The following is a 19,686-nucleotide window of genomic DNA, read 5'->3' on the forward strand; positions in this document are numbered from 1 at the left end:
TGTTTTTAGGCTCAACGCTGAGATTCTTTACTTACAACCTAAACTATCTCGCGTTGACATACCCGTAACCGGATTTACCCCATCGGCCCTTTCACACATTAGCGACACTTGATAACGGTCAATCAAAGCGTCGGTAAAATCAGCGCCTGTAATTTCGGCATCAAAAAAACGGCTACGGGTCAAAGTGGCTTCTGTAAAAATGGCATTTTTCAGATTAGCACCATCCATAGTGACGCGATCAACCAAAGCGCCGCTTAAGTTCGCACCTTCCAGATTTGCCTTTAACAAAACTCCTTTAGTGAGAATTGCGTTGGTTAAATTCGCTCCTTGAAAATTCGTCCCCCGCATTTCTGCTGCTACAAAAGTCACACCTGCCAAATCAGCATGAGAAAAATCACGATTTTCTAAATTTATATTGTTGTAATTAATTGTATTTATCTGAGCAAAAGCAGGTTTTGGATTAAGTATTACCCACCCAAATGCCAGTATCAAAATCACAATCAAACCAAAAAAACGCAGTAAAATCTTTTTCATAACTTTATTATTTATCAGCAGTCCTTTGTCATTAGCCGCTTGTCATTTAACCAATGACTAATGACTAATGACTAATGACTCTTGACTATTTCCAATCTTTACCAATCCGAATTGTGAGATCAGATTCTAAATCACCAATCGCCGCTACCTCAATTTGACCCAAGCCTAAGACTTTTTGCAAATCAACTCCAACTCGTCGGTTGCCTTTTTGGACAACAATCTGAGTTTGACGTTGGGTATCTGGCCAATCAGGCACTTTGTAAATATTAGTAAAGCCTTTCTGTTTCAGATAAGCAATAACTTTTTCAGTTAACTGAGGTTGATTGGAAGCATTTTGAATAGCAATTTTGAGGTTAGGAACCTGACGCATATCTGGTTTCAGACCAGGTACATTTACCCCAACATAATCATTCAACAGGCTCTGCTGTCCAGTCATATTTAGCCAATAGCTATCAGGGTCTTTGCTAAAACGGCTAAACGTACCAGGCAACACGGTCATTTGGAAATTATCCCGATCTAAGTTGAGGCCGAAATTCACCAACGCCATCATTTCTTCCATCTTCAGGTTGGTATCAAAGTATTTTCGCATCAAGCGAGTTAACTGAGGCAACCTGGGTAAGACGGTAGGACTATTTAAGCGTTGCAGCAATGCTGCTGTTAGTGCTTGCTGACGCTGCACTCTCGGCAAATCTCCCAAACCTGGTTCGCGGAATCGGACAAACTGTTCTGCTTGTTCGCCGTTGAGGGTTTGCCAGCCACTGACTAAATTAATCGACAGCCGACTGCTAGAGTCTTTATATTCCATTGATTGCGGAACAAAGACCTCTACTCCGCCTAACTGATCGACTAACTGCCGTAATCCACTAGTAGAAATGCGGATGTAACGATCGATTGGGGCATTGTTTAAGGTACGGCTAACTACCCGTGCTGCCAAGACTGGGCCGCCTTTGGCATTAGCATCAGATACCTTAGTTAAACCCTTTTCTCCCTTTTCTGGGATGGCGATCATCGTATCTCTGGGAATGGAAAGTACCCGTACAGATTTTTCACTAGGGTTGAGCCTTACTAGCAGCATGGTGTCGCTTTTCCCAGCAAAGCTTTCTGGTGAACCATCAACAGTACTGCTAACTGGTTCAATCCCCATAATTAAAATATTCATGGGTCGTGAAAGGTTGTACTGGGAAAGTTTGCTCCATAACTCCCCTGGTAATGGAATTTTTATCTCGTCTTTAGCAGTAGTTCCTAAATCTTCATCTGTTCGATCTAGATTGCTCCACAACGGAGTCCACAGCGCTAAACTTGATACCAGTAAACCAGATAAGATAATGCCGATGACAACCGTCATGATCCACAACAGCCATCGAGGCATGGTTAAACCCAGTCTCTCATAAAGCTGATTGGGAATTGCACCCACTGATTCGACAAGGCTACGGTTGGGATTCGCTGGCGGGTTTAGTTCGACATGCTCCTCCTCTAAATCCTCTACTGGTGCAGGTGTTACTTGATTTTCTGTTCGTTGAATTTGCTGCTGTCGCACCTCAGTTTCAAATTCTGCAACTTGCTGAGATGTAAGCGGATTTTCTGACCATTCGACTTGTTTTATCACAATTATCTCCCCACTCAACCACTCCCTAAAAGTATGTTAATCCAAGCTACAAATATTGCCAGTGGAAAAGCTCACTGTAAACTTGTAATATTCTTCGGTAGGCGTGTATGACAACATGAATACTTTATTGTTCCCCGTAATCCTCGCTGGTGGTAAAGGCGAACGTTTTTGGCCCCTGAGTCGCAAAGACCGACCCAAGCAATTTTTAAGTCTTGATGGTAGCTCTAGAAGTTTATTACAAGCAACCGCCGATCGATTAATTGAACTCGGTGGCGGGTGGGATTCCTTGTGGGTAATTACTTCTAATCAGATAGCTGAAGGGGTAAGACAACAATTACCTGATCTACCATCTCAGAATTTATTGATTGAGTCGGAAGGCAGAGACACCGCCGCAGCCGTTGCTTGGACAAGTTTAGAAATCAAACAGCGCTATGGAGAAGACGCTGTTATTGGCTTTTTCCCTGCTGACCACTGGATTGCTGATCAAGAGGCGTTTGCACACACATTAAGTGCGGCTACGCAACTAGCAGCAAGCACAGCAGCGATCGTTACACTAGGGATCAAGCCTACTTTTCCATCAACCGGTTACGGTTACATTGAACAAGGTGAAAAAATAGGTAGCTTTAATGAGTTGCCAGCTTATCACGTCAACCGCTTTACTGAAAAGCCCGACCGGGAAACGGCAGAGACTTTTTTATCTACGGGACGCTTTAGCTGGAATAGTGGAATGTTCGTTTTTCGGGCAGGGGTTGTTCTCAAGGAACTACATACCCATGCACCAGAAATTATCGAACCTTTAGAACAACATGGCCCTGATATCTATCCCCAGTTGCCTAAGAAGAGTATAGACTATGCGTTAATGGAAAAGACAACTCTAGCATACGTTTTGCCAGTTGATTTTGGTTGGGATGATTTAGGAGATTGGAATGCGATCGAACGCTTACTCAAAACAGAAGAGAATCCCAATGTGGAACTTGCTACGCACGTAGGGCTAGATACGCAGGGGGCGATTATTTACGCCTCAAATCCAGAGGATGTAGTTGTTACAATTGGTTTAGAGGACGTGGTGATTGTGCGCGATCGCAATGTCACCCTCGTTGTTAAAAAAGAACGTACCCAGGAAATCAAGCAGATCCTCAAAATTCTCCAAAGCGATTCCCGATTTACCGACCTGCTATAAAAATTAAAACCCTTGGTAGAGGCGAAAAAGCCTATTTTCCCATTATAACTTGACTGTCGAAAAGCAGAGCATTTGAAAGAGGCAGAGGAGCAGGGAGCAGGGAGCAGAGGGGAAAGAGCTAATTTTTTATTCTCCCCCTTGCCCCCTGCCCCCTGCCCCCTGCCCCATTCCCCCTGCCCCATTCCCCACTCCCCACTCCCCACTCCCCACTTCAAAAATGTTCCTCACCCAAACTGTTCCCCGTCAACGAGAAATTCTTGAAGTATTCCTTCGCAATGGCTGGGACTATATGCGAAGGTTACTTACTGGTGGCAAAGCTGATGAACCTCAGCTACCTACACCTGCGGTTTTAAAAAATATCCTGGTAGACTTGGGGCCAGTTTACGTTAAACTTGGTCAGCTACTTTCTACCCGTCCAGATTTACTCAGCGCCTCTTATATTGAGGAACTATCAACTTTACAAGACGAAGTACCGCCAGTTCCTTGGTCAGAGATAGAAATAATCCTCCGTAAAGAATTAAAACGTCCACTAACAGAAACCTTCAGCACAGTTAACCCGATTCCAGTAGCAGCCGGATCAATTGCTCAGACACATCGCGCTACATTAGCAGACGGTCGAGAAGTCGCTCTGAAAGTGCAACGTCCAGGAATTGATTTGACTATTGCCCAAGATATTGCTTTAATTCAAGGTATTGCCGATTTAGTGGCGCGAACTGAATTTGGGCAAACCTATGAAATCAAATCCATTGCCGAAGAATTTACCAAAGCTCTAGAAGCCGAGTTAGATTTTACACGGGAAGCGGGTTTTACAGACCAACTGCGGCGCAATTTATCTAAAAGTCGCTGGTTTGATCCCACGCAAATAGTGGTTGCGGAAATTAACTGGGAATTGACCACTGCAAAATTACTGGTGATGGAATGGCTGGATGGAGTGCCGTTCCTAGCGGCGGATTTGGATAATGACCCCAACGTTAAAGACCCTGCTCTCAAGCGTAAAGAAATAACTACTTTGTTATTTCGGGTATTTTTCCAACAACTATATATTGATGGCTTTTTTCACGCCGATCCCCATCCAGGAAACTTGTTTTATCTCAAAGATAGTCGTGTTGCCCTCTTAGACTGTGGGATGGTAGGAAGACTTGATCCCCGCACACAGCAGATATTAACAGAGATGTTGTTAGCGATCGTTGATTTAGATGCTCAAAGGTGCGCTCAATTAACTTTGCAGCTATCAGATTCTGCTCAACCAGTAATTTTGTCGCGGTTAGAAAATGATTACGATCGCATGTTGCGAAAGTATCACAATGTCAGCCTCACACAAATAAACTTCAGTCAGATAATTTATGAAGTTTTACAAGTTGCCCGCAACAACAAAATTAGATTACCTAGTAATATGGGTTTGTATGCCAAAACCCTAGCGAATTTAGAGGGTGTAGCGCGGACATTCAACCCAGAACTTAACTTTTTTGATGAAGTTAAACCATTAATTACAGACTTGTTTCGTCGGCAATTAGTGGGCGATAATCCAGTGCCATCGCTCCTCAGGACAATCCTAGATATTAAAAGTCTGTCTCTCCAATCTCCTCGCCAAATTGAACTGTTATTAGACCGAGTTACCTCGGAAACTCTACAGTGGAATTTATCGCTGCGGGGGTTAGATGGTGTGCGGCGCACTATGGACGATGCGGCTAACCGACTATCTTTTAGTATATTAGTGGGTTCGCTGATTATGGGTGCAGCAATTATTTCCACCAAAGCGCAGACAACACAGTTATCTTTTTTAAGTACCACTCTGTTTGCAGTCGCTAGTTTATTGGGTTTGTGGTTAATTATTAGTACATTGCGATCGGGACGTTTACGGTAAAGTGTATGTATCGTACTTGAGGAATGACCACCACAGTAAATCATGATATGTCATGTCACTAGCGAAAATCCCTGCTTTAGTATTTGGAACCAGAGATAAATAGCGATAAACACTAACCGTTTACGTGTGTTTACCTGTGTACATCTGTGGTTCTAAATATAAAAATATGTCAATCATCATTGCTGAAAAGCTAAGTAAATCTTATCCAGTGGCAGTTAAAAGTCCGGGTATTAAAGGTACAATTAGCCACTTTTTTCGCCGCACCTACCGTTCAATTCAAGCAGTTCAGGATGTTTCCTTTGAAATTGCCCCTGGTGAAGTAGTAGGGTTTTTGGGCCCAAATGGGGCTGGTAAAACCACCACGCTCAAAATGCTTACGGGGCTGATTCATCCATCTAGCGGTACAGTTCAAGTAGCTGGACAAATTCCATTTCATCGGAAAGAAGCATTTTTGCAAAAAATTACCTTGGTAATGGGGCAAAAGCAGCAGTTAATTTGGGACTTGCCAGCACTGGATTCTTTGAGAATTAATGCTGCTGTATACAACATCTCTGATAAAGAGTTCCAACGGCGGGTGGGAGAACTAACAGAGATGCTTTCTCTAGAAGGCAAGCTTACCCAGCCAGTACGGAAGCTTTCTTTGGGTGAACGGATGAAAGCAGAATTGCTAGCAGCGCTTTTGCACCGTCCCCACGTATTATTCCTAGATGAACCAACGCTGGGACTAGATGTAAATGCTCAGGTAGCGGTGCGCGATTTTTTGCGCGACTACAATCAGCGTTATCAAGCTACAGTGCTGTTGACAAGTCATTACATGGCTGATATCACAGCTTTGTGTCAACGAGTGCTGTTGATTCACGAGGGAAGGCTGATGTATGACGGTAGTTTAGATGGACTACTAGAACGTTTTGCCCCATATCGGGAAGTTCATATAGAGTTAGCCCAACCTCTACCGATAGAAAAACTTATGACCTATGGTGATGTACAACACTTAGAAGGGCGATCGGTGCATTTTATGATATCTAGAGAGGCGCTCACCCGCACCGTTTCTAAGATTTTGACGGATTTGGAGGTAATTGATTTAACAGTTACCGAACCGCCTGTGGAAGAAGTTATTGGACGAGTTTTTCAGGCGGGTGTCGTGTAGTAGAGAAGCGATTAATCGCTTCTTTACATTAATCGCGTCTGTACAAGAGTGCAGAATTCCGGGTAATTTTTGTAGCGGGAAGTGAATAAATGAAGCGGATAATCAGAAAAGCCTTAACTTTGCTGTCAGTATACTACGCCTATATGATTGAGTATCGAGCAGAACTAATCTTATGGGTTTTGGCTGGCTCTTTGCCGATTATCCTTATGGGCGTCTGGATACAGGCAGCACAAGGCGGGCAGTTTGGGCTATCACCTGTGGATTTTGCTCGTTACTTCATCACAGTTTTCATCGTTAGGCAACTCACAGTTGTTTGGGTAATTTGGGAGTTTGAAAGGGAAGTAGTGGAAGGCAAGCTTTCGCCCAAGTTACTACAACCGCTCGACCCAGTATGGCATCACGTTGCATCCCATATTTCTGAAAGATTTGCTCGGCTAACGTTTGCTTTTTTATTAGTGGGATTATTTTTTATTCTTTATCCTCAAGCTTTTTGGGTACCAAGTTTGAGTAGGTTTTTGCTGTTTACATTGGCGGCGATGTTAGCTTTTGCTTTGCGGTTTACGATTCAATACACCTTTGCCATGTTCGCCTTTTGGACAGAACGGGCTAGCGCTTTAGAAAATTTTTGGTTGTTGTTTTATCTCTTTTTATCTGGTTTGATAGCACCTTTAGAGGTCTTTCCAGAACCTGTGCAGAAAATAGTGATGTTTACGCCTTTTCCCTATTTGATTGATTTTCCTGCGAGTCTTTTGGTAGGGCTACCCGTGGATATAGGGCAAGGATTTGGGTCAATGGTGGGATGGATATTAGTGTTTTTGGGTGCGAATCGCTTTCTTTGGCGTGCAGGTTTAAAGCGTTACTCTGGGATGGGAGCTTAAATAATTTAACATTCAATTAAAAAAATCTCATCCAATGATTTGGCTAAGTACAGCTTTGCGTCAAACCGTGCAGAACCGAGGGTAATGAAATGCAGAGGGTACGCAAAGGTTTGATATGTGGTAATTTCTTCGCTACTAATTTATAAAATTATGTACTAAGTTGAGAAAGTTTGAATGCTACTGATAAGTCCACGCAATTCGTCTAAAGTATTTAGCGTTTTAAATCTTCGCTTAATTACCTCTAGTTGCTCTAAATCTGAAATTTGAGAGATTTCTGGCATTAATTCTAATCCCTCACTGCCAAATTTTATCTCCAAAGCGAGTTCAATACCTGACAGTATCTCTTCTTGCCGTCCTCGTTCTTCCCCACGTTGTTCGCCCTCTCTCAAAATTTGCTGATACCAGGGAGATTCGCGTAACACTGCCATATCCCACCTCATGATTTGCTGAACTAAAGCGCTGTCTAATGCGAAGGTAGCAAAAAAGCCATGACGTGATAATCACAGAAAGTATACTGCAATTGATATCGGACGGTTACAGCAGTTTGGGGAGTTTATTGAGGAATCTTTACCTTTAATAAAATACACCCAATATCAAATCTGGAATCCAATTAAATAAAATAAATTTTGTTACAAATTACTCGGTATAGTCTTAAAGTTTTCTGCCGTCCCCAAAGAATAATCTTCTAACTTAAAATCAGCAAAAGGTTTCTTTTCTAACCTATTCCGTAATGCTTCTTCGAGAATTACACCTGCTGATTGTTTTTTAACACCAATGATTATAATACTTCTCTGATATTTAGTTAAATCCTGATTTGCCTGACAATCACTCCGTTGAAATTGTCCCAAATTTAATATACGATAACCTTTGATGCTTGGTGTATTAATAAATATTTTTTTTACTAAAAATTTTATTTGTTTGGAACGTTCTAGAGCCATTCGCTGTTGAACTTCTATATTACCTTTGCAAGAAGCTGTGCCTACAGAAATAATCTCACTGGGGTCTTCCATTATATTCTGTATACCTTCTTGTTCTAAGCTCAACTTTAAAAGGTCAAGACTAATAATTTCATCATTATATTTAATTTGAAAATTGCTACCTAAAAGCCATTTATATTCTATTGATAAAACAGCTATATTAAATTCGGCTACCCTGCCCTGACTATCCCTACCTTCTTGATAAGGAAAATAATCAATATTACCTTTTTTTTTGGGGGATTGCCCGTAATTTTGCCTTACAGAAAATTTTGATGTCCGCGTTGCTAAAGCCACTATACTAATTAATCCTAATATCACTAGCAGCGCTGCAAAAAATTTCAGTAGTGGTACTTCTTCTGGCTGTTTTTGTGGAGAAAATGAAGTTTTAGTAATTAGTGGTGGCAATTGTTCGATATTACTATCCTCTACTAAATTAATATTTTCAGGAGTAGTTTCTGTTAGTTGGGTTTCAATTGGTTTTAGGCGTTGTAAAATCTCTTGGGCATTAGCGGGACGCTTTTCTATATCCGGTGCTGTGAGCCAATCAATTAAATTCAACAGTAAGGGTGAGATATGGATAGCATGATTTTGCCAGTGCAATAAATTTTGCTGCATATCATACATATCTAAAGGATGGTATCCCGTGAGTAAAAATACAAATGTGCGTCCCAAGGCAAAGAAATCTGATTGCGGTACTGCTTGAGCATTCATTTGTTCTGGAGCGCTGTAGCCAGATGACATAAGTGCTGTCATCCCATCGCCGTTGTTGAGTTTGTCTGGGTAGGTTTTATAAATTTCAGTGGCGGTGCCAAAATCAATCAGTACCAAATCCCCCCAGCCCTTACCAAGGGGGGAGCGAATCATGATATTAGATGGCTTAATATCTCGGTGCAGGTACTGTTTACCATGCACTAAATCCAAAATTTCTACCAATTGTTTTAACCAAGCTACAGCTTGTTCCTGGGAAATAGGATAATTCTGCTGCTGCTTTAACCATTGTTCTAAGTTGTACCCATCGATTTTTTCCATTGCAATACAATGCAACACTAAACCATTTCGGGTTTGATATTGGAAGTAACTATCCTCTTTGGGAATGCCGGGATGCAAGAAGTGTCCTAATACGGTTACTTCTTGCTGAAATAGTTCTACTGCTTTGGCGTCGCCTGATAAATCCTCTTTGAGTATCTTGAGGATTTTAGGGGTATCTTTTTCATAAGCTTCATAAACTTTACTAAACCCTGTTTTGTCACTCAACAGGCTCATCACCCGATAACGCCCTAGCAATTCCAAATGGGAACCACAACTTTGACAAAAGCGGTTTTGATGATTATCCGGGTGGTTTGGTTTAGGGCAAACGGGATTGATACAAAGGCTCATAAGTGGGGAGTGGGGAGTGGGGAGTGGGGAAATGAGTAAGATGGGGGAGATGGGGAAATAACCAATGCTCAATGCGCCATGCCCCATGCCCAATCTCGCTAGACATTGCTCCTATTAATTCTTCTGTTGCCGTATGATAATCCCGTCCAATAATTGATTTTCTATCTGTGTTCTCCCAAGAAAGCTGCTACAGTTTGGTTAAATGACTCTGGTTGTGTCAAAAACGGCCAATGGTTGCCAGGAACTTGACAGATGCGTAAGTTTTTAAGATAGGTTTTGTATGGTTGAATTTGCCAATCTTGGCGGTTCAAGCCTTGTTCTGGCTGGACGAACATGGTAGGGGTGTCAAGGTGGATTGTAAAACCAGGCACTTGCATTACTGCTTCAAAAATCCCGTCGCGGGCGGCTATAGTAAATTTACTGCCCCAACTACCATCGAGTTTTTGTTCTATTCCTGCTTGGAAGACTTGCTGCTGTAAGCAACTCCATCCTTGATATTGCTTTAACTGCTGTGCTTGTTGTTCGGCTTCTTCATAACTGGCAAAGGGGCCCATGCTTTTGAGAAAAGGCAAGAAGCGATACAGCATGGGAAAAGTTACCCTGAAAAGGCTGGGCATTTTCCAGATGAAAATTGGATCGACTAGAATTATACTCCGCAAACGCTTTGGGTTTCGCCTTGCCCAGATGGCGGCTAATTTGCCTGTCCACGAGTGGCTGACAATATGGGCAGATGTCCATCCGAGATGATCCATTAGTGCTTCGAGGTCTGCGATCGCACTTTCAAAGCTATAATCTTTCTTAGGCTTACTACTTTGGCCATGTCCACGCATATCTGGTGCAACTATGTGGTATTCTGCCGCTAAGTAATCTCCTAAACTAGACCACACTACAGCATGGTCGCCTAAGCCGTGTAACAGCAGTAAGGGTTCTTGCCCTTGGTTCCACTCTAAGTAAGAAAGTTGAATATCAGGCTTTGCTAATATTTGACGTACAGGCATCATTGCACATCCACCAATGAAGAGATAGTTTCGCGTTTATATATTACTGCGAAAGAAGATGGACGAGATGGACGCAAAAAGATGGGACTTGACAGCTATAACAAAGCCTTGTAAGTTATTCCCAATCTCAACTTTTATCATAGGTCAAATTACCTGGATGCGATCGCGCATTTGGAGTCAGAGTAATTAAATCGTCAATATTGCGTTTCATTGTCTCGCAAATTGTATCTAGAGGTAAGTCGTTAGGGTCGTAACCAAAGGGGTTTTCTATCTCCAAGCCGATGGCTTCAATGCCAAATACTGTAAAACCAACGAAAGCAGCAATTAAACCTGTCCACCAACCCAGACTCTCCACTATTTGAAATGGGAACAGAAAACAATATAGTAACAATAATTGCTTTAGATGAATGGAATAAGCTAATGGCATAGGTGTTTTTAAAATCCGTTCGCAAGCACCTAAATTATCCACAAGATTATTCAATAATTCTTGCATAGACGTTAACTGATAGCTATTAAGGCAATTGCGATGATATTGCTCCTGTAAATAATCTCCTATCCAAAATGCAACCTCTATGGGGGGATTATTCATAATCTTCAGTTTTATATACTTACTAGATGGCATTAAATCTTCTAACTCGCTATTGACTACTTCTCCCCGCAAATGTAATTTAGTTGTCACAGCAAAAGCTACCAATAAATTTAATGCTGTAATTTTATTTTCTTTATCTTTTGCAGAAAATTCGTCAATTGATACCCAAATTTGCCGAGCCAAATTTCGGATGTTATTTACTAAAGAACCCCAGCATTTTCTCCCTTCCCAAAATCGCTCATAAGCAGTATTGGTACGAAACACAAGTAACAAACCTAAAACGATACTAGGAATAACACTCCCTAAAATAGGTTGGGATACAGGCATCTTAAAATGGTAAAGTAGAGAAATCAAAAAGCCAAAAGCTCCACACCATAAAACATGTTTGTAAATTGCTTTAATAACTGAACCTTTAAATTGTAATTTTAGGCGTAGCCATGTGATTTTTTCGGCTGTCATGTAGTCGTCACCCTAAGAGAATATTTAGTGAACCGATAGATAAAATATCGATACTTTAAAAATAATAACTATAGTAATAGCACAATTGACAAAGAGGAGACTGTAAGAAATACTGTTATGAAGCTTACAATATATGCTAGCAGTAATGACTGTATCCTACCTTATGTTACAATCATCTACCTGCTGTGTTACCAAAGAAAAAATGACACTTGATTGCTTGTCAGATGGAGGAGTTGATATTTCGCTTGTTTGACACAAACTTAAGTATTCAAAACTGCTGACAGTATAAATTCGACAGGCTCCTTGATCGAGCCATAACTCCAAACGGAGTTTTTATTCGTAGAATTCCCTAGATGCATTGAGATTATGCGTATAAAAGAAGGTAATTTGCTCGTCGATTTGCGGATGAACAGACATAAATACATTTGAGTATATACCCTAACGACATCGGGCGATCGCATCGGTCAAAATTGATTGATGTTAGAAACCTGTTACTACTCCAGATGCGCTTAAGGCATCTGGAGTTTCTTTTTGGAAATAAGCGATGTCTACGACGGGCTGCGCCTACGCAATTTTCCAAATCATCCGGATATGCCAAAACACGCCTGAATAGGAATGTATACTGAATTATCTATATCTAAATATGGGGCATTAGTTATTGATGTACCCCTCCTGCCAAACAACTCTCGCAAAACAGCCTCAGATTAACTGGGGCTGTTTTGCGTTACTTCCGATAGAGAAGTTGGTAAACGCGAAGCACAGTGGTTTGTCCTCATAGACTTTTATCTACATTTGAGTGTATACCCTGATGACGTAGGATTCTCTTACGGTGAAAATTTGGTATAGGTAAATGTGTATCTTTCTTGGCTCCAGATTTGCCACAAATATTTCTGGAGTTTTTTCATTATTGGAGTTTAAAATTACCTTATCTAATTTAAACTCCAGCAGATATTTTACTTTTATTATGAACACGCATACTATAGCTGTGCAGTAAGCAGAAATTAAAAATAAAGTCTGCTCCGTTTTTAAAATAACTTTAAAAAACTACCATCTCTGTCATCATCATCTTTATCTTTCCACTTATTTAATGTATCCTCGATAGATTTTTTACTTGATTGCACCGACTTAATAACATTTATTACATTCTTAGAAAACCCATCAGCAACAGCAACACCATTATCTCCTATAATTTCTTTAACCTTTTCCACTTGAGGACTAATTGGTTCACCTGTTTTACAATAATGTGCAAAATGCTCACAGTTATTATAAAAAATGTTATAGCTTTCCTCTCCTAACCTCCGTTTTGCTCTCATGAAGACAACTATCGGAGGGTCACATTTATCATGCTTCTTAATATAAATTTTCCTATTTTTAGTAAACTCAGTCATGGAAACCCATCGGATTATTCTATCCTTACCGTCTTTATAATTATTTTGGTAATGAATAACAGTGTCGTTACCACAATCGATTCCATGATGATAGGGAGATTTATCATTATGATAAATTCTACAGTATATATGATCGCCTTGTGCCATGATTTATCTCCAGATATAACTATATCTTTTTAATCTATTAGACACATTTTATTAAGAGTATTATTTATTCGTCAGTAGTAAAATCCGTAAAGATTTTCGATAAAGTTAGAGCCAAATATTCAAATATACAGTTATAAAAACTAGAGTTTCATCTAAGTAAATTTTGCGTTATATCAAGAGAGAAATATGAAAATTTATAGAGACTGATTCGCAAAATATGAAGTGCGATACCTTTGGCGTGCTACGCCAACGCACCTATCCTTATTCATTCAACTCAGCTCTATATTCATTGCTTGTGATATTTTCAGCCTCTCTTTTAGCAAGTAATTCGTTGTAATGCTTCTGAGTATCTAAAGGGATATCTTGATTAATTTTAAGTAATAATTCAGCCTCGCTCTGGGGCAATTTAGAAGCTTTTCGTTGCGCTTGTAGGGCGATAAATTGAGATACAAATCGCTCTAAATCTGGTTGATTTAACTGCTCAACTGCCTTTAGTAGTTCTTCAGAAGATAGTTGTACTTCAACTTTCACTGTTGACATTTTTTAGATTTAACCAGCTAACTTATTGATATTCTATCAACTGACTCATAACAGTGAGTGTTTACTGGCAAGGCAAAATACTTAAGCGATCGCACTCTTAAATCTTGACTCAATCAAAGTGCGATCGCATCTAATATAAATACTTATTTAGTTGTATATGTCACAAAAATATCCTTTTTCATCTCTACTTCTGCTGGAGCATCTGGATTATAAGCCGGTGATAATAAAAAACTAGCAAATGACGGTAAAGGAACTCCAGTTTTAGAACTACATGAGGGATATAGTAATGTATAAAAAGGTTCGGCTACAGAAGGAGTACCAAGTTTAGCACCCATAGCAGCTGCTAAAGCCTGAGCGCGGCTTTGAGCATCTTTCATTGCAGATTGGTAAACTGAACTCTGCAAAGCCTGACAGTCATTGACTGCGTACTCAACGCCCACACTCTTGACGGAAAGGTTTTCAATTTCGCTTGTTGCTTTATTCGCTGTACCTACAATTTCCTGGACACGTTCGCGTGTTGGCTTTTCTAGTCTCACCAATATCTTGGCGTTATTTTCACTGGAATTAGCGTTAATTTGCACTTGAATTTTATCAGCACTAATTCCTTTGGCAACTAGGCTATTAACTACAGGCTGGAGAGTTGCTTTAGTTAGTAATTTTTTGCTTGGTAAAGATTCTGCTGCTGTTTTGTAATTTAAAAGTAGAGTCGGTGAGGCAGCCCGGTCTTGTTGTTCCAACAAAGAGGGACTGCCGAACCCGGAGGGTGAGGATATGCGGCGGGTTTGAGGTAGAGATGATGGTTGTGTTTGTAACTCATCATTGCTAGCTTTGCTACTGAATACCAATTCAATATCGGCTGTATCTGCTGGCACTCTCACCACCCCTTGACCGATTACCATTAATGAATGGCGATCGCTTGCTGGAGGGTAAAATAATTGGGCATTAGTGACTTTGGGCGTTAATGCTCCCACCCCGACAGCCGCAGTAATACTTACCACCATTAGAGTAGTTATTTTTCTCATGTCCTGGGAATATCCTTTGAACCTAGTCATTGTCAAAGTTTACACCTCAAGAGGAATATACTTAAAAAATATTAACTATTCCTACGCCTATGAAAACATCGCAAGTATTTCCGACACGCTCCCGCGATCGCTCAAACGCAGCATAAAGGGTAGGAGAGCAAGATTAACGGCAATAAAACAACTTGAATTAGGAACAAGTTTTTAATGAAGTTAAGCTCTATTGTTAATTTACATCACTTTTTAGAGTTGCGGGAAATTTGCTGTTTCATCTAAAAAACTTATTTGTTGCATGTTGATTTAGTAACTCAGAAAAATAGCGACTCGCTAGGCGGCAAAATCAGTCTAGTGACAGATGAAGGTATCAGACAAAAACATTTAGAAAGTTCACATTATCTAAAGGTAAATGACGCAACTGATTATTAATTTCATCAGCAGCAGCTAATCCAGAAAGCATCGCACCTTCTGCAAGATTGCCGCCACACCAATCACCACAGCAAACTAAAGGTAAGGGAGTTCCGGCAGACAAAAAATCTTCATGCCAAGGACGGCTAGGAAAGGCATAACGCCAACGATGTACTTGTATCCATTCAGGAGTATTCAGCCAAGGAAGGGACAGAGATTCAGCGGCTCGTTGCAACATAAGCTGTCCGACAGGCTGTAAATCCTGGGATTCTAGATGGCGTTGAGCGAAATCAGCGCTACTTTGCACCACAAAATGTGGTTGCTGAGGGTTTGGACGCTTGCTACTATCCAAACCAATCCATGCTAAATCAGGATCATCCACAAAAGTTAGAGCTTTCCACTCACGGAGTGGTTGGGATGTGGGAGAATATCCAGCGATCGCACTAATCGAGGGATAAAATTCTACAGAACGCAAGTTATCAAGAAAGACTGCATCTAATACACTTTCACCCAAAGGTTCCAACAGCATCACAGCTTGGGGTGCTGGAATGGCGACGACTAAAGCTTTTGCAGCTAATTCTTCGTTGCTAGATTCGAGAGTCAAACGCCAACTATTTTCAGGAGTAGGAGCAATAGCGATGACACGCTGATTCAGTAATATTTCTAAACCTGGGGCGAGGGATTTAGCGATCGCACTCATTCCTCCAGGTGCAACATATCGCGGACTGCGGTTTTTGGGTTCAGATAAAGGAGTGCCTGCGGTGAGTTCGTAAACCTCCTCTGTCCAAACTTCGAGGATATGGCGCGATCGCAATATCTCCACAAAACGTCTAAATAATTCACCCTTTGGCTTCAGGTAACAAGCCCCATGATCCGCGCAAGTTTCATGCAAGCGGCGTGTAGCCAGCCTTCCTCCCAAACCACGCGACTTTTCCACCACTAGCACAGAATATCCAGCTTGACTTAACTGCTGGGCGCAGACTAAACCGGCTATTCCGGCACCAATCACTGCAATATCAGTCATGAGTCAATAGTCCCTGTCATTAGTTATTAATTATTAGTCATTAGTTATTCGTTATTATCAAAGGACAAAATTACTACTAATGACTGCTGAAAGCTAATAGTAGAATAAGGTACACAAAGCTGCATAGAAGGGAGGAAGGGAAATTGGATGAAATGAGGGCGGCGCTAGAGTTAGCAACCGAAGAAGAATTGCAAGATTTAACGGCAATTCTATTTAGTCGTAAGTTCAATCCTCTAGACTATGTACACACACCCGAACCCATCGAAGTACAAAGCCAAGACCGTAAAGCTTGGCTAGATGCATTAGAGGGTCGCTTTCGCTTTTTGGCGGCAGACGGAATGACAGTATTGCGGGGACGCACAGGCCAGGTAACTTACCGAGAAGCGTTAGTTCACGTATGTAAGTATCTAAAAATTACCTATTCTAATCAGCTGGCAACCATTGATTTAGAAGCAGAAGTATTTTTGCATCTGCTAGGACAGGTGTGGAAAAAATTGCCTGAACAGGAAAAGCAAAAATTGACTGTACAAGTGCAGCGTCAGCTTGTCAAATCAGAACTAAAAGAACCGCTACCACTTTTATTGCAACGTGACCCCTTGGGCTTACTTTTCAAAGGGGGTAGTGCGATCGCTGTTACTTCCATGCTCCAGCCATTTGTACTTAAGCAAATTGCCCGTCAATTTGCAATCCACTTTGCTACTTATGAAGTAGCCAAGCAAGCGGCGATTACAGGTTCAGAAGCAGCTGCAACGCAATTTAAAAGCTATGTAGGTATGCAAATGGCTCGACGGGGTATGACTGCAAGTGCAGCTCGTTATGGGGCAGCCCGCACTATGTTTGCTGTGATTGGTCCAATAATGTGGACTTGGTTTTTTGCAGATTTAGGGTGGAGAGCGATCGCCACTAACTACGGTCGGATCATCCCGACTATTTTCACCTTAGCTCAAATTCGCCTTACTCGTGAGGAATGTTGGGAGCCAGCTTGAACAAGGTTTTTGACTATTTTAAGTCTCGTTGGCAATCTGCTTGGAACTACTCTCTATGGGCATTGTTAATTTTCCCATTGAGTCCTTTAGTGGGGGCTGTGACTATCGGTTTTGTATCATTAATAACTTGGTTGAAACAATCCCGCAAAATTAGTCGCCGCCCCCTCAACTGGGGATTTGCCCTTTTGAGTGTCTTGCTGATCGTGAGTGCTGGGTTTGCCGATGACAAGACAGGAGCTTTCCTTGGCTTATTTAATTTATTACCCTTCTTTTTACTTTTCGTTGCCCATAGCGCCCTAATTCAAACATTTGCCCAATTGCGGCAAATGGCTTGGGTTTTGGTAATCGGTTCTATGCCGATGGTAATTATTGGCTTAGGGCAGTTATTTTTGGGCTGGAGTTTGAAATTAGAGATTTTATGGGTTGTGTTGAATTGGACAATAGTACCAGGAGGAAATCCGCCAGGTCGCATAGCCTCACTCTTCTTGCACGCTAACACCTTCGCAGCTTATCTAGCGATAATTTTCATTCTTGGTCTAGGGTTGTGGCTAGAAAACTATCAGCAACTAAGAGCCAAAAGTAAACAGTCATTTCCCCCCCATCTCCCCACTCCCCACTCCCCACTCCCCTTTCTCTTCCTAAGCGTGGCGATGATTACAAATTTCATCGCCTTGATTTTCACCAACTCGCGCAATGGGTGGGCGATCGCTATTTTTGCCTGTTTAGCTTATGCACTCTACCAAGGTTGGCGCATTCTTGTGGGTGGCGTCGCTGCGATAATCTCTAGTGTGCTTTTGGCAGCTTTTGCTCCCTCGCCAGTCGCTCAATTTTTTCGTCAGTACGTTCCTGCCTTCTTTTGGGCAAGGTTAAATGATGACATGTATCCAGATAGACCAGTCGCTTTAATGCGAAAAGCTCAGTGGCAGTTTGCCTGGTCTTTAGCTCAGGAACATCCTTGGACTGGCTGGGGGTTACGCAGCTTTAGTGGACTCTACCAAGCGCAGATGCAGATTCCCTTGGGTCATCCCCATAACTTGTTTTTGATGTTATTTGCTGAAACTGGTTTTCCCAGTACTCTGTTATTTTTTGCCTTACTCGTTTGGATTTTGATTACAGGTGTCCAATTCCTCCGAAGGTCAAAATATATAAATAAAGAAGACAGATTGATATTTTTCAGTTATCTTCTGGCTTTTGTTGGGTGGGTTCTATTCAATACAGTTGATGTAACCATATTTGATTTTCGTTTGAATGCGTTTTCATGGTTAATTTTAGCTGCTATTTGTGGAGTAGTACATCGTTATAACCAACATCACAGGCTTGCATCTCATTCAAATTAACGTGAATTCGACGATCCTCTGCCTGCTTTGAACTTTAGTTCAAGTCTGTCCCTTTCCAACTCAAAGAGGGGCAGTTTTGTGTAGTAAAACCTCTTAGAGGTCTTTTGATTGGGCTAATTAAAACATTAGATGAGCCGTCGAATTCATGTCAAGTTAGTTAGTTAGGCGTTGAGAATAGCTATTAGTGGCTTTTCAGCGTATACACTGAGGGCAATTAGAGTTTTATGTTAATAAGATTACTATTTAAAGTAACTAATACTTAATTAGTTACTGTTGCTGATTGTTGGGAAGGTGTAGGGACAACCCTTTATATCATTTCACCTTAATAATTATACAAATACGTTGGTAGGGGCATGGCAATGCTATGCCCTGAGAAGAAATCTATATGTATCAGGACTTTGGTGAATTGGTATTAGGGTTTTCCTGCATGACGGGCATCTCTTGTAGATGCCCTTTCGTATATTTATTATTTTTCTTCAGTTAAAGCACTATTTAAAAGCCTATTGAATTTGACGGAATATCTGAAATAATTTGAGCTTTCATAAAGGAATGTAAAACATGGTTACTGAAATAAAATTAGGTCTTTGTAACCCGCCAGAACCTATTTATTTGTATGTGAAAAGCGGAGAATTAAACGGGGAATCCTACTTGTGGTATAACTACGATAATGATAAAACTATTCCTGTACAACAAACAGGGCTAACTGGGTATATATCTGACCTAAAATTAACGACGAGAGGATTTAGAGAAAGGGACAACATTAAGTTAGATATTATTGTTAGGGCGGATGAAATTTATGTTGTTAGGACTGGCATAGAAACGAACTTTGCTAAAACTTTCCTTTTAGCTGTATCATGTGTCCAGGATTTTTCCAAGCCCCTGATTATCGCCGCAATTGCTGGAAAAGAGAATGTGGTTTTTTGTAACCTCTACGACGCGGTGGCTAAAACCAGGATTCGCTCTGAATGGAACAAAGATGCTGATTGGACGGCAATCATTGATAGTGTTCAAACTAGGTTGCAGACATCTAAAAATTCCCCTATTGTCTGTGGTGAGGCAATATTATTCTAGAAAAATTGTGGAGGCTGGGGAAGTTAGTTAAGCAATTTATTTCCCAGCATTATTCGCTACGCACCCAATATTCTGATTGACATTAAACACTACGATAATCAGTATGGTGTAAGCTCTCGGTAAAATGGGTGTGTCGGTAACGAAAAAAAAGACGCATCCA

Annotated in this window: 16 protein-coding genes and 1 pseudogene; 7 read left to right on the forward strand and 10 right to left on the reverse strand. The window is 41.1% G+C overall.

All coding sequences use genetic code 11. The annotated features are described in order from the left end of the window. Positions 1 to 27: 27 nt before the first annotated feature. Both LC608_RS03770 and LC608_RS03775 read right to left on the reverse strand, forming a co-directional pair. Complete coding sequence (locus LC608_RS03770; RefSeq protein WP_229552246.1) at positions 28 to 534, reverse strand: pentapeptide repeat-containing protein; 507 nt, start codon at positions 532 to 534, stop codon at positions 28 to 30. An 85-nt stretch (positions 535 to 619) separates the two neighbouring features. Then, entirely contained in the window at positions 620 to 2,140 is a 1,521-nt protein-coding gene (locus tag LC608_RS03775; protein WP_229552247.1) for an LCP family protein, read from the reverse strand. 115 nt (positions 2,141 to 2,255) lie between these two features. Between LC608_RS03775 and LC608_RS03780 the strand changes: the two genes are divergently transcribed. The 4 genes from LC608_RS03780 to LC608_RS03795 all read left to right on the forward strand — a co-directional run bounded on the left by LC608_RS03780 (position 2,256) and on the right by LC608_RS03795 (position 7,209). Next, positions 2,256 to 3,320, forward strand: coding sequence for a mannose-1-phosphate guanylyltransferase (locus LC608_RS03780; RefSeq protein ID WP_229552248.1), 1,065 nt, complete (start codon positions 2,256 to 2,258; stop codon positions 3,318 to 3,320). A gap of 217 nt (positions 3,321 to 3,537) precedes the next feature. After that, positions 3,538 to 5,184, forward strand: a complete 1,647-nt coding sequence (locus LC608_RS03785; RefSeq protein ID WP_229552249.1) for an AarF/ABC1/UbiB kinase family protein — start codon at positions 3,538 to 3,540, stop codon at positions 5,182 to 5,184. Between the two features lie 166 nt (positions 5,185 to 5,350). Then, complete coding sequence (locus LC608_RS03790) at positions 5,351 to 6,331, forward strand: ATP-binding cassette domain-containing protein (protein ID WP_229552250.1); 981 nt, start codon at positions 5,351 to 5,353, stop codon at positions 6,329 to 6,331. A gap of 89 nt (positions 6,332 to 6,420) precedes the next feature. After that, positions 6,421 to 7,209, forward strand: a complete 789-nt coding sequence (locus LC608_RS03795; protein ID WP_229552251.1) for an ABC-2 family transporter protein — start codon at positions 6,421 to 6,423, stop codon at positions 7,207 to 7,209. A 155-nt stretch (positions 7,210 to 7,364) separates the two neighbouring features. Here the strand turns inward: LC608_RS03795 and LC608_RS03800 are convergent. The 8 genes and pseudogenes from LC608_RS03800 to LC608_RS03835 form a co-directional block, all read right to left on the reverse strand. Further along, a pseudogene (locus LC608_RS03800) lies at positions 7,365 to 7,694 on the reverse strand (transposase); the annotation flags it as partial. Between the two features lie 144 nt (positions 7,695 to 7,838). After that, on the reverse strand, positions 7,839 to 9,563 hold the full coding sequence (locus LC608_RS03805) for a serine/threonine-protein kinase (protein ID WP_229552565.1): 1,725 nt from the start codon (positions 9,561 to 9,563) through the stop codon (positions 7,839 to 7,841). 161 nt (positions 9,564 to 9,724) lie between these two features. Beyond that, complete coding sequence (locus LC608_RS03810) at positions 9,725 to 10,561, reverse strand: alpha/beta fold hydrolase (RefSeq protein ID WP_229552566.1); 837 nt, start codon at positions 10,559 to 10,561, stop codon at positions 9,725 to 9,727. A gap of 127 nt (positions 10,562 to 10,688) precedes the next feature. After that, entirely contained in the window at positions 10,689 to 11,609 is a 921-nt protein-coding gene (locus LC608_RS03815; RefSeq protein ID WP_229552252.1) for a bestrophin family protein, read from the reverse strand. Between the two features lie 1,025 nt (positions 11,610 to 12,634). Then, positions 12,635 to 13,144: a lecithin retinol acyltransferase family protein gene (locus LC608_RS03820; RefSeq protein WP_229552253.1), complete on the reverse strand. Its 510-nt coding sequence runs from the start codon at positions 13,142 to 13,144 to the stop codon at positions 12,635 to 12,637. Positions 13,145 to 13,405: 261 nt separating this feature from the next. Continuing rightward, positions 13,406 to 13,675 carry a hypothetical protein gene (locus tag LC608_RS03825; RefSeq protein WP_229552254.1) on the reverse strand — a complete coding sequence of 90 codons (270 nt, stop codon included), beginning with the start codon at positions 13,673 to 13,675 and terminating at the stop codon, positions 13,406 to 13,408. Positions 13,676 to 13,827: 152 nt separating this feature from the next. Next, a complete protein-coding gene (locus LC608_RS03830) occupies positions 13,828 to 14,706 on the reverse strand; it encodes an SIMPL domain-containing protein (protein WP_229552255.1) in 879 nt (292 codons plus the stop codon). Positions 14,707 to 15,067: 361 nt separating this feature from the next. After that, positions 15,068 to 16,132, reverse strand: coding sequence for an NAD(P)/FAD-dependent oxidoreductase (locus LC608_RS03835; protein WP_229552256.1), 1,065 nt, complete (start codon positions 16,130 to 16,132; stop codon positions 15,068 to 15,070). Positions 16,133 to 16,275: 143 nt separating this feature from the next. On the opposite strand from LC608_RS03835, the gene LC608_RS03840 reads away from it, so the two are divergent. From LC608_RS03840 to LC608_RS03850, 3 genes are all read left to right on the forward strand, one after another. Then, positions 16,276 to 17,118, forward strand: coding sequence for a YaaW family protein (locus LC608_RS03840; protein WP_229552257.1), 843 nt, complete (start codon positions 16,276 to 16,278; stop codon positions 17,116 to 17,118). Continuing rightward, complete coding sequence (locus LC608_RS03845; protein ID WP_229552258.1) at positions 17,100 to 18,455, forward strand: O-antigen ligase; 1,356 nt, start codon at positions 17,100 to 17,102, stop codon at positions 18,453 to 18,455. Before LC608_RS03840 ends, LC608_RS03845 begins: the two co-directional genes overlap by 19 nt. A gap of 558 nt (positions 18,456 to 19,013) precedes the next feature. Next, positions 19,014 to 19,526, forward strand: coding sequence for a hypothetical protein (locus LC608_RS03850; protein ID WP_229552259.1), 513 nt, complete (start codon positions 19,014 to 19,016; stop codon positions 19,524 to 19,526). The last annotated feature ends 160 nt before the right edge of the window (positions 19,527 to 19,686 follow it).

This window comes from Nostoc sp. XA010 (assembly GCF_020829625.1).
Taxonomy (GTDB): domain Bacteria; phylum Cyanobacteriota; class Cyanobacteriia; order Cyanobacteriales; family Nostocaceae; genus Nostoc.

What these genes read in the sequence shown, in the direction of transcription:
- LC608_RS03805 (WP_229552565.1), bottom strand. Translation starts at nt 9,563, where the DNA reads ATGAGCCTTTGTATCAATCCCGTTTGCCCTAAACCAAACCACCCGGAT.
- LC608_RS03845 (WP_229552258.1), top strand. Translation starts at nt 17,100, where the DNA reads ATGTTGGGAGCCAGCTTGAACAAGGTTTTTGACTATTTTAAGTCTCGT.
- LC608_RS03830 (WP_229552255.1), bottom strand. Translation starts at nt 14,706, where the DNA reads ATGAGAAAAATAACTACTCTAATGGTGGTAAGTATTACTGCGGCTGTC.
- LC608_RS03780 (WP_229552248.1), top strand. Translation starts at nt 2,256, where the DNA reads ATGAATACTTTATTGTTCCCCGTAATCCTCGCTGGTGGTAAAGGCGAA.
- LC608_RS03785 (WP_229552249.1), top strand. Translation starts at nt 3,538, where the DNA reads ATGTTCCTCACCCAAACTGTTCCCCGTCAACGAGAAATTCTTGAAGTA.
- LC608_RS03835 (WP_229552256.1), bottom strand. Translation starts at nt 16,132, where the DNA reads ATGACTGATATTGCAGTGATTGGTGCCGGAATAGCCGGTTTAGTCTGC.
- LC608_RS03850 (WP_229552259.1), top strand. Translation starts at nt 19,014, where the DNA reads ATGGTTACTGAAATAAAATTAGGTCTTTGTAACCCGCCAGAACCTATT.
- LC608_RS03815 (WP_229552252.1), bottom strand. Translation starts at nt 11,609, where the DNA reads ATGACAGCCGAAAAAATCACATGGCTACGCCTAAAATTACAATTTAAA.
- LC608_RS03790 (WP_229552250.1), top strand. Translation starts at nt 5,351, where the DNA reads ATGTCAATCATCATTGCTGAAAAGCTAAGTAAATCTTATCCAGTGGCA.
- LC608_RS03820 (WP_229552253.1), bottom strand. Translation starts at nt 13,144, where the DNA reads ATGGCACAAGGCGATCATATATACTGTAGAATTTATCATAATGATAAA.
- LC608_RS03810 (WP_229552566.1), bottom strand. Translation starts at nt 10,561, where the DNA reads ATGCCTGTACGTCAAATATTAGCAAAGCCTGATATTCAACTTTCTTAC.
- LC608_RS03795 (WP_229552251.1), top strand. Translation starts at nt 6,421, where the DNA reads ATGAAGCGGATAATCAGAAAAGCCTTAACTTTGCTGTCAGTATACTAC.
- LC608_RS03770 (WP_229552246.1), bottom strand. Translation starts at nt 534, where the DNA reads ATGAAAAAGATTTTACTGCGTTTTTTTGGTTTGATTGTGATTTTGATA.